Below are 9,364 nucleotides of genomic sequence, written 5' to 3' on the forward strand. Positions count from 1 at the left end.
GGTGAAAAGCCTAAGTCTTTTAAAACTAAATAGATGGTGATTTTGAAAACTTTTATCGCAAAGTCGCGATCTCCAGATACTTTTATTTTCCACTTAAAATTTAAACCGATTCCGGCCCAAGTGCTCTAATGATTGTTGGCTGAAATCTGCTACAATTGCGCCAATTTTAAGTTATCCCTTCACGGCTTGGATTCACATGAAAATGTGTGTCGCAAACTGTGTATATATTGAAGATTTCCCTTATGTTTAAAGATCAACTCGCGAAAGAAGTCGCGGCGCGCAGGACCTTTGCGATTATTTCCCACCCCGATGCCGGTAAAACCACCATGACAGAAAAACTGCTGTTATGGGGGCAGGCGATTCAGGTGGCGGGGATGGTGAAAAGTCGTAAATCGGATCGGGCGGCGACCTCGGACTGGATGGAAATGGAAAAAGAGCGTGGGATTTCGATTACCACCTCGGTCATGCAGTTCCCGTATAAAGACAAGATGATCAACCTGCTCGATACCCCGGGGCACGAAGACTTCTCGGAAGATACCTACCGAACCTTAACCGCGGTAGACTCGGCACTTATGGTGATTGACGGGGCCAAAGGTGTCGAAGACCGGACCATCAAACTGATGGAGGTGTGTCGTATGCGTGACACGCCAATTATCTCTTTTGTCAACAAAATGGACCGTGAAATCCGTGAGCCTTTAGAGCTGCTGGATGAAATTGAAAACGTCCTGAAAATTAAATGTGTACCGATTACCTGGCCGCTGGGCACCGGGCGTGATTTTGCTGGCGTGTTTAACCTGCTGGAAGAAAAATTTTACGTGTATAAAGCCGGTTTTGGTTCAACCATTCCTGAAATTGAAGTGCGTGATGGCTATGACCATGCTGACCTGCGTGAAAAAGTCGGTGAACTGGCCTGGGCGGCATTTGAAGAATCTTTAGAGCTGGTGCAAATGGCCAATGAACCGTTAGATCGTGCAGAATTCCTGGCAGGTCGTCAAACCCCGGTACTGTTTGGAACTGCACTAGGTAACTTTGGTGTTGACCATGTCCTGAATGCTTTTAGCGACTATGCGCCACCACCAAAAGCACATCCGACTCAGGACCGTGTGGTCGAAGCGACTGAAGAAGGTTTCACGGGCTTTGTCTTTAAAATCCAAGCCAATATGGACCCGAAACACCGTGACCGGATTGCCTTTATGCGGATCTGCTCAGGCAAATATGAAAAAGGTCTGAAGATGAAGCATGTGCGTATTGGTAAAGACGTGCGTATTTCTGATGCTTTAACCTTCCTGGCCGGTGACCGTCAGCATCTGGAAGAAGCATGGCCGGGCGATATTATTGGTCTGCACAACCACGGTACCATCCAGATTGGTGATACGTTTACCTCAGGTGAAAACCTGCAGTTTACCGGTATTCCGCACTTCGCACCGGAAATGTTCCGCCGTGTACGTTTAAAAGATCCGCTAAAATCGAAGCAGCTGCAAAAAGGCTTAAAAGAGCTGTCGGAAGAAGGGGCGACCCAGGTATTTATGCCGCAAAACAGCAATGACCTGATCGTGGGTGCGGTCGGTGTGCTGCAGTTTGAAGTAGTGGCTTATCGTCTGAAAGAAGAATACAAGGTCGATTGTATTTACGAGCCGGTCAGCATCAACACGGTACGCTGGGTCTCTTGTGAAGATGAGAAGAAATTCAACGAGTTCAAGAAAAAAGCCCATGACCAGTTATCGGTGGATGGTGGCGGTCACCTGACCTATCTGGCGCCAAGCCGCGTCAACTTGCAGTTGATGCAGGAGCGTTATCCGGACATCGTGTTCCGTAACACCCGCGAACACTAAATGGTCATCGCCGTTAAAACAGCTTCTTCGTGAAGCTGTTTTTCTAGGATGGGGAAAATTTCAGGAAGAGAGAACCACAATGCAAACAAAAATCAGTTTTATCGCTTGTGCCGTGCTGGCACTGTCTTTGGGGGGCTGCGACTCATCTTCCCAGAACAATGAATCGGCTGAAGATGCACGTCCTGAAAAAAATATCTTCCAGCAGGAAAAGGCCGAGGTGCTGCCATTCCTGCAGATTAAGCAGCAGCCGGCAGAGATTGCTTTGCCATTTTGTGAAAAGAAAAACTGTATTGATCTGGATATTCAAACCATTCAGACGCAGGATCCATGGCTGAACCAGTGGATTGCCAAAAGTCAGGCCAAGGTGATTCAGGACCAGATCGGGCTGAAACAGGACATGAGCCTGCAGCAGGCAGTGAATGCCTATGTGAAAAAATCTGATGCCTGGCAGGCCGAGTTTGCCAAAAATCCGGCCTATGAACTGGCGCTGTATACCCGGCTAGCCTATCAGCGCAACCAGTATGTGTTATTGCAGATTGGGGTGGATAGCCATCAGGAAACAGTAAAAGTCAAAGAGCGTTATTATTTTTTCGTGGCTGATCGTCAACAGCAGCAGGCTTTAACCGCACTGGATATTATTCAGCCCGAGCAGCAAACTGCGATGCATGCAATCGTGCAGCAGGCCTATCGGCAATGGCTGAAAGAACAGAGTGCAGAGGTACAAAACACGGCACCGAAAACCTTATATTGGGGACAGGCCGACTGGTTCTTTGATCATGAAGGCATGGGGCTGCATTATCGCACCCATGAAATTGTGAAAGATGGAACACAGCTTGATATTTACTTAACGAAAGCACAAACTCAACAAGTTGTAAAAGCTGAAATTTATTCGCGCATGTTTTAATAATCAGAACATCCGCTTTGAATCTGGGATGCACAAAAGGCAATAAAGGTTATTCAATGTTAAAGCAAAAAACAGCATGGGTGATGAGTGTCTTGGCCATGTCCATGGCATTGACCGCATGTCAGCCCAAAAATAATGAACCGAAACAGGAACAGCAGGCGCAGGCTGCAGAAGTTGAACAGCAGGCGCTAAAACTGATTGGCGAGCCGGAAAAGCTGCAGCTGAACTTGCCGGAATGTGAAGGTAAAAACTGCCCCGAGCTTTCTGTTGAGCGTTTGCAGAGTAACCAGCCTTTTGTTGATGAGCAGATTGATCAGTACATTCTTAAAGAACTGAACCAGACCCTAGAAATTGCTCCGGCAGATAAACCTCTGAATGTTGAAGCACCAGCCTCTGCGGCAGAGCCAGCTTCCTCGGCACAGGCACTGACGCAAATTCCAACGCCAAAACAGAAACTGGAACAGCAGGTGCAGCCCTTTATTGCGGCCTTCTTAAGTCTGGATCAGGAAATCAAGGCGCTGAGTGCCAATCATCAGATTAGCCTGATGATTAAACCAAAAATTTTAAACTCGGAAGGGCCGCTGGTCACCGTGGTAGTAAATAGCAGCAGCTATCTGGGCGGTGCACATGGCGCTACTGCGCAAACCTATTTTAATTTTGATCTGGAGCAGAAAAAGCAGGTCAAACTGGCTGACATCTTGCAGCCGAAGCAACGAGCCGCTTTGGAAGCTGCTGCCTATGAAGCCTTTAAGCAATGGGTGGTAGACAGCAAACTGGCCAATAATGTTGCCGAGTACGAGCAGGCCTGGAAATTCAAGCTGTCGGATAATTTCTATCTGGGGCAGCAGGGCCTGATTCTGCAATATGCTGAATATGAAATTGGTCCGTATGTGGTCGGTTTGCCACGGCTGATGATTCCTTATACAGAGCTACAGCAGGTATTGAAAAAACCGTATTTGCCGGCACCCGAAGCGCCAGCCAGCGAAGCCACTACAGCAGCTGCGTCCAGCGCTGACGCGAAAACCATCTAATGACACTGGCGCTGTTTGATACCCATACCCACTTTGATGTGGCGGATTTTGATGCTGATCGGGAGCAACTGGCCTATCAGGCGAAGCAGGCGGGTGTCGAACAGCTGATTCTAATTGGCTTTGTGCAGTCGCGTTTTCAGCAGTTGCTGGATACTCATCAATGGTTGAACCGGTTAAGCCAAGCGCCGCGAAGCCATCTGGCACCGGGATTACATCCGTTTTATATCGAGCAGCATCAGCCGCAACATCTGCTGGATTTAGAACAGTTATTGCGTGAACAGGACTGCGTTGCGGTTGGTGAAATTGGCCTGGATACCTTTTTAAAGCAGCATAAACAGCCCGAGCTGTATCAGAAACAGCAGAAGTATTTTACCGCCCAGCTGGAGCTGGCACGGCAGTTTCAGCGTCCGGTATTGCTGCATATTCGTAAATCCCATGCTGATGTCTTGGCGCTGCTAAAACAGCAGAATTTTAGCTATGGCGGAATTGCCCATGCCTTTAGTGGCGGTGTTGAAGAAGCCAAAGCCTTTATCAAACTGGGTTTTAAAATTGGCGTGACCGGGCAAATTACCAATCCGAATGCCAAGAAACTGCATCGGGTGGTGCAGGAGCTGGGCCCAGAACATCTGGTGCTTGAAACCGACTGCCCGGATATGACACCGCTGTGCTGCCAGTCCTCGACCGAGCAGCGCACCCGCAATACGCCGGCCAATTTGCCTTATGTACTTGAAGGGCTGGCGCAAAGCCTGCAGATGGAGCAGACAGCACTGGCTGAGATGATCTGGCAGAATTCGTTACAGGCTTTACATCTGGCCTAAAATTTAAATCTCTCGCTGATGTTGCGCCGTGCAAAAATCCTCCAATCTCACACGCCATGTGAAAAAACCGTTAAAATAAGCCCTCCTGTATAAGATTTGATTGTGCAATGACTGAACTGCTCCAAGATGATGAATATGACCGCCGTTTTGCCGGTGTTGCCAAAATTTATGGTGAGGACAGCTTTCAGTATTATGCCAACAGTCATGTCATGGTGATTGGTATCGGCGGGGTCGGTTCCTGGGCGGTTGAAGCCTTGGCACGAACTGGTATTGGTGAGCTGACCCTGGTGGATATGGATGTGGTGGCCGCTTCCAACATCAACCGGCAATTACCGGCCATGAGCAGCACTTTGGGCCATGAAAAAATTGAAATTATGGCCGAGCGTTGCCGTGCTATTAATCCACGCATCAAGATCAACCTGATTGATGATTACCTGACCCCGGACAATGTCAAAGACCTGCTGGCGCATACGCCCGATGTGGTGCTGGACTGTATTGATGATGTCAAAGCCAAGCTGGCGCTGATGCTGTATTGCCGCTTTAATAAAGTGCCGCTGATTGTGTCCGGCGGTGCCGGCGGTAAACTCGATCCGCTGAAAATTCGTGTGGCTGATTTATCTAAAACCGAACAGGACCCGATGCTGGCCAAACTGCGTGCCCAGTTGCGTAGCAAAGGCATCTGTAAAAAGCCGAAAGAGAAGTTCGGGATTACCTGCATCTATTCAATTGATAATCCGTTTTCCAGTGCTGATGTCTGTGCCAGTGCCGGGCTGCGCTGTGGTGGCTATGGTTCGGCGGTAGTGGTTACTTCCAGTTTTGCGATGGTGGCCGTGGCCGAAGTTCTGAAAAAACTCGATCAGCTAAAAGCCAAACAGGCATAATCCGGTTACGATCTGATTCTAAAAAAAGCCCTCAATTGAGGGCTTTTTGTTGATCTTTTAAGGCTGAACAGCGTGTTCCTGCAGATAGTTTTCAGTACGCTGCATCGCGGCCTGAATATTCTGAATAGCCACTTCTACATCTTTTAAGGTTTTGGCATTACCACCACTTAGCGCCTGACGCCATTTGCGTGCGCCCGGTAAGTTCTGGAACAGGCCCAGAATATGACGGGTGATAATCGACAGCGGTGCACCTTCAGCCACGCGCTGTGCGATATATGGCATCATCTGCTGCATAATCTCGAAACGGTCCGGGAGGGGCAGATTCCAGAAATGTCCCAGCTCGGCCAGTAAATACGGATTGTGATAGGCTTCGCGGCCAATCATCACCCCATCGACATGCTGTAAATGCGCCTGTGTTTCTGCCAGGGTTTTAATGCCGCCGTTAATTTCAATGATCAGCTCCGGACGATCCTGCTTTAAACGGTAAACATCTTCATAGCGTAAAGGCGGCACTTCACGGTTTTCTTTCGGCGATAAGCCTTGTAGCAACGCAATGCGGGCATGCACGATAAAATTATTGCAGCCGGTTTTGGCAACGGTATCGACAAAATGCAGCATTTCTTCATACGAATGCATGTCATCAATCCCGATCCGGTGTTTAACCGTGACCGGAATATCCACCGCATGGCGCATTGCTGCGATACATTCTGCCACCAGATCAGGCTCGGCCATCAGGCAGGCACCAATTTTATTGTTCTGCACGCGGTCACTTGGGCAGCCGACATTCAGGTTAACTTCATCATAGCCCCAGTCTTGCGCCATTTTGCTACAGGTGGCCAGATCTTGAGGATTGGAGCCGCCGAGTTGCAGCACAATTGGATGTTCTTCCTGATTAAACTCCAGATGGCGTTTGGCATCACCATGAATAATGGCACCAGTGGAGACCATTTCTGTGTATAAAATCACGTTTGGGTTAAACAGGCGCGCAAAGAAACGATAATCCCGGGTGGTCCAATCCATCATCGGAGCAACACTGATTCGTGGAGATTGAGTGTTTTCAATGTTTTTGGTAATAGTCATTAAAAATCATACCTTTAATCTGTGTTTCGCAACCTGCGCGAATCTGTGTAAACCTATTTTTAGGTGAGTTTATCTGTTTGCATTTACACCAAGTTTTACACCATAATCAAAAAAACATTTTTTGGTGTAAATTATGGGGTCAATTACAGCAAGGAAAGGTGCAGATGGGAAGCTTAGCTATCGTGCTGCAATTCGAGTCAATCGAAAGGGCTTTCCTGCTTTTTCTGAGAGCAAAACATTTCATTCAAAAAAGATGGCTGAAAATTGGCTTAAGAAAAGAGAAGTCGAAATTCAAGAAAATCCTGATATTTTACTCGGCAAAGAAAAGCTGATTGATCTGACCTTATCAGATGCCATAGATAAATATTTAGGTGAAGTCGGGAGCGAGTACGGAAGGACAAAACGCTATTCTCTTCTCTTAATCAAGAAGCTGCCAATCGCGCGAAATATTATCACAAAAATAAAATCAGTACATTTGGCTGAGCATGTAGCTTTAAGAAAGGCGGGTATACCTAGCCTTGGGCTAGAGCCAATAGCTACCAGTACACAACAACATGAATTGTTGCATATCCGAGGAGTGCTTGCTCATGCTGCTGTGATGTGGGAGATGGACATTGATTTAAATGGTTTTGATAAGGCAACAGCTCAACTGAGAAAAACACGCCAAATATCATCTAGTCAAAAAAGGGATCGCTTGCCTTCAAGAGATGAGTTGGTTGCATTGACGAGGTATTTTACAGAGCGTTGGAATCTCAACCGTTATGGTTCTAAGTACCCCATGCATTTGATTATGTGGTTTGCTATTTTTTCATGCAGACGTGAAGCTGAATTAACACGACTGTATCTTCGAGACTATGATTTACATCATTCAACATGGAAAGTACATGATCTAAAGAATCCCAATGGTTCTAAAGGCAATCATAAATCGTTTGATGTACTTGATCCTTGTAAGGAAATTATTAAAAAATTGAAGCATCCTGATGTTCGTGGGCGGATGTTGCAGCTTGGCCATGATGAAAATTTATTATTACCCTTGAATCCCAAAAGCTTGGGTAAAGAGTTTAGAGATGCTTGTAAAATGTTAGGTATTGAGGATTTACGCTTTCATGATTTGAGACATGAAGGCTGTACTCGATTGGCAGAACAGAGTTTTACCATTCCTGAAATTCAAAAAGTAAGTTTGCATGATTCTTGGAGTAGTTTACAGCGCTATGTCTCGGTGAAGGCGAGAAGAAATATTATACAGTTTGAAGAGGTGCTACGCCTCATCGATGAAACGTAGCATAGTCTTTAGATGCTTCTGAATACTTTTTGTCTAAAATATCTGCTAAATCTTTTACGTGTACTAGAAAGGGTGCACGTTTACTTTGATCTATCTTAAATACTGAGAAAGGGAATTCTTGATTATTCGCCTTTCTCAGTGCTTCAGCTTTGCTAAGATGAGGGTAATAGTCTGAAATTACCGTCATTAATTCAACTGTCATGGAGCGATATTTCATAAAGAGGTAATCGGATGTGGAAATTTTTAAAGATATATTCATGATTAAAAGTTAACAGTTATCTCGATGAATTCAGTTTAGTGTTCTGAAAATAATAAAAGTAGAGTGGTGCAAATATTTAAAAATATATTAGTATTATGCTATTTAATTAATTGTATTTTAAAAATTTATGGGCTTTGTTGCACAAACCTATCTGTAAAGGCTTTTTCAGCGATATAATTTTCAAATGAAGAAGCCTACACACAAAATCTACCGCACAACCAATTGGCCCGCATATAACCGAGCACTCATGAGTCGCGGAAATATTGCCATTTGGTTTGATCCTGCTACGCAATGGTATGCGCCATCAAAAGGCAAACAAGGGCGAAATCAAACCTACTCCGACGCAGCCATCCAATGCTGCTTAATGATTAAATCCTTATTCCGTCTGTCTTTACGTATGGTCACTGGCTTTGTGCAAAGTCTGATTAAACTTTGCGGATTAAATTGGATAGCTCCAGATTACACCACGCTTTGTAGAAGACAAAAGCATATTGATATTGCAATCAGCTACCAAAAAAGTAGTGATGGGCTGCATCTACTCATGGACTCTACAGGCATGAAGTTTCTAGGTGAGGGCGAATGGAAACGCAAGAAACATGGACCTGAATATCGTCGCCAATGGCGTAAACTTCATATTGGTATAGATGCTAAAACCCTACAAATACGAGCAGTTCAGCTTACAACCAATAATGTCAGTGATTCACAGGTGCTTGGTGATTTACTTAATCAGATTCCACAAGATGAGCAGATTGACTCTGTTTATACCGATGGAGCTTATGACACCAAGCAATGCCGTCAGGTCATTGCAGATCGGCAAGCGCATGCAGTGATTCCACCTAGAAAAAATGCGAAACCATGGAAAGATACAAAGAGTAGCTCGCTAGCGCGAAATGAATTACTTCGAACAGTTAAACGTTTAGGCAGGACACTATGGAAAAAATGGTCAGGCTATCATCGCCGCAGTTTGGTGGAAACCAAGATGCATTGCATCAAATTATTAGGCGATAAATTAATGGCAAGAAGCTTTCCTAGTCAGGTGAATGAGATTCATGCACGTGTAGCAGTCCTCAACAGATTTACGGAATTAGGTCGACCACTTACCCAAGTTACGCCTTAAATTTGGCTCAATTAGGGGCGCTTTGCATTTCAAATCTTTGTGCAACAAAGCCGAATGCCGTTGACAACGTGGATTTAACACTCAGGGATGGTGTCAATCTGCAACAAGCGATTCAAGTGGCGAAAGATATAGATCAGCAAAGTAAGCAAAGTGGTTTTAA

9 protein-coding genes and 1 pseudogene are annotated in these 9,364 nt (G+C 45.7%); 8 read left to right on the forward strand and 2 right to left on the reverse strand.

Annotation, left to right across the window (positions count from 1 at the left end; genetic code table 11):
• Nucleotides 1-242 precede the first annotated feature (242 nt).
• The 5 genes from P253_RS10670 (at nucleotide 243) to P253_RS10690 (ending at nucleotide 5,466) form a co-directional block, all read left to right on the forward strand.
• Complete coding sequence (locus tag P253_RS10670) at nucleotides 243-1,832, forward strand: peptide chain release factor 3 (protein ID WP_005180132.1); 1,590 nt, start codon at nucleotides 243-245, stop codon at nucleotides 1,830-1,832.
• A gap of 79 nt (nucleotides 1,833-1,911) precedes the next feature.
• Complete coding sequence (locus P253_RS10675; RefSeq protein WP_016658579.1) at nucleotides 1,912-2,736, forward strand: hypothetical protein; 825 nt, start codon at nucleotides 1,912-1,914, stop codon at nucleotides 2,734-2,736.
• A 56-nt stretch (nucleotides 2,737-2,792) separates the two neighbouring features.
• Nucleotides 2,793-3,767: a DUF3298 and DUF4163 domain-containing protein gene (locus P253_RS10680; RefSeq protein ID WP_016658580.1), complete on the forward strand. Its 975-nt coding sequence runs from the start codon at nucleotides 2,793-2,795 to the stop codon at nucleotides 3,765-3,767.
• Entirely contained in the window at nucleotides 3,767-4,585 is an 819-nt protein-coding gene (locus tag P253_RS10685) for a TatD family hydrolase (RefSeq protein WP_016658581.1), read from the forward strand. The genes P253_RS10680 and P253_RS10685 overlap by 1 nt, the downstream gene beginning before the upstream one ends.
• A gap of 107 nt (nucleotides 4,586-4,692) precedes the next feature.
• Nucleotides 4,693-5,466 carry a tRNA threonylcarbamoyladenosine dehydratase gene (locus P253_RS10690; RefSeq protein WP_005180122.1) on the forward strand — a complete coding sequence of 258 codons (774 nt, stop codon included), beginning with the start codon at nucleotides 4,693-4,695 and terminating at the stop codon, nucleotides 5,464-5,466.
• A gap of 57 nt (nucleotides 5,467-5,523) precedes the next feature.
• Here the strand turns inward: P253_RS10690 and dusA are convergent, their stop codons facing one another.
• Nucleotides 5,524-6,546 (reverse strand): tRNA dihydrouridine(20/20a) synthase DusA, encoded by a 1,023-nt coding sequence (dusA, locus tag P253_RS10695; protein WP_016658582.1) that lies wholly within the window; start codon nucleotides 6,544-6,546, stop codon nucleotides 5,524-5,526.
• A 133-nt stretch (nucleotides 6,547-6,679) separates the two neighbouring features.
• On the opposite strand from dusA, the gene P253_RS10700 reads away from it, so the two are divergent.
• A complete protein-coding gene (locus tag P253_RS10700; RefSeq protein WP_016658583.1) occupies nucleotides 6,680-7,828 on the forward strand; it encodes a site-specific integrase in 1,149 nt (382 codons plus the stop codon).
• Here the strand turns inward: P253_RS10700 and P253_RS10705 are convergent.
• Nucleotides 7,812-8,087 carry a pyocin activator PrtN family protein gene (locus P253_RS10705; RefSeq protein WP_035363420.1) on the reverse strand — a complete coding sequence of 92 codons (276 nt, stop codon included), beginning with the start codon at nucleotides 8,085-8,087 and terminating at the stop codon, nucleotides 7,812-7,814. The genes P253_RS10700 and P253_RS10705 overlap by 17 nt on opposite strands.
• A gap of 184 nt (nucleotides 8,088-8,271) precedes the next feature.
• Between P253_RS10705 and P253_RS10710 the strand changes: the two genes are divergently transcribed.
• Nucleotides 8,272-9,204: an IS5-like element IS17 family transposase gene (locus P253_RS10710; protein WP_081402516.1), complete on the forward strand. Its 933-nt coding sequence runs from the start codon at nucleotides 8,272-8,274 to the stop codon at nucleotides 9,202-9,204.
• 68 nt (nucleotides 9,205-9,272) lie between these two features.
• Nucleotides 9,273-9,364, forward strand: a pseudogene (locus tag P253_RS15780) (hydrolase or metal-binding protein); the annotation flags it as partial.

Source organism: Acinetobacter indicus CIP 110367, from assembly GCF_000488255.1.
In the GTDB taxonomy this organism is placed as follows: domain Bacteria; phylum Pseudomonadota; class Gammaproteobacteria; order Pseudomonadales; family Moraxellaceae; genus Acinetobacter; species Acinetobacter indicus.

What these genes read in the sequence shown, in the direction of transcription:
- P253_RS10710 (WP_081402516.1), top strand. Translation starts at nt 8,272, where the DNA reads ATGAAGAAGCCTACACACAAAATCTACCGCACAACCAATTGGCCCGCA.
- dusA (WP_016658582.1), bottom strand. Translation starts at nt 6,546, where the DNA reads ATGACTATTACCAAAAACATTGAAAACACTCAATCTCCACGAATCAGT.
- P253_RS10675 (WP_016658579.1), top strand. Translation starts at nt 1,912, where the DNA reads ATGCAAACAAAAATCAGTTTTATCGCTTGTGCCGTGCTGGCACTGTCT.
- P253_RS10670 (WP_005180132.1), top strand. Translation starts at nt 243, where the DNA reads ATGTTTAAAGATCAACTCGCGAAAGAAGTCGCGGCGCGCAGGACCTTT.
- P253_RS10690 (WP_005180122.1), top strand. Translation starts at nt 4,693, where the DNA reads ATGACTGAACTGCTCCAAGATGATGAATATGACCGCCGTTTTGCCGGT.
- P253_RS10685 (WP_016658581.1), top strand. Translation starts at nt 3,767, where the DNA reads ATGACACTGGCGCTGTTTGATACCCATACCCACTTTGATGTGGCGGAT.
- P253_RS10700 (WP_016658583.1), top strand. Translation starts at nt 6,680, where the DNA reads ATGGGGTCAATTACAGCAAGGAAAGGTGCAGATGGGAAGCTTAGCTAT.
- P253_RS10680 (WP_016658580.1), top strand. Translation starts at nt 2,793, where the DNA reads ATGTTAAAGCAAAAAACAGCATGGGTGATGAGTGTCTTGGCCATGTCC.
- P253_RS10705 (WP_035363420.1), bottom strand. Translation starts at nt 8,087, where the DNA reads ATGAATATATCTTTAAAAATTTCCACATCCGATTACCTCTTTATGAAA.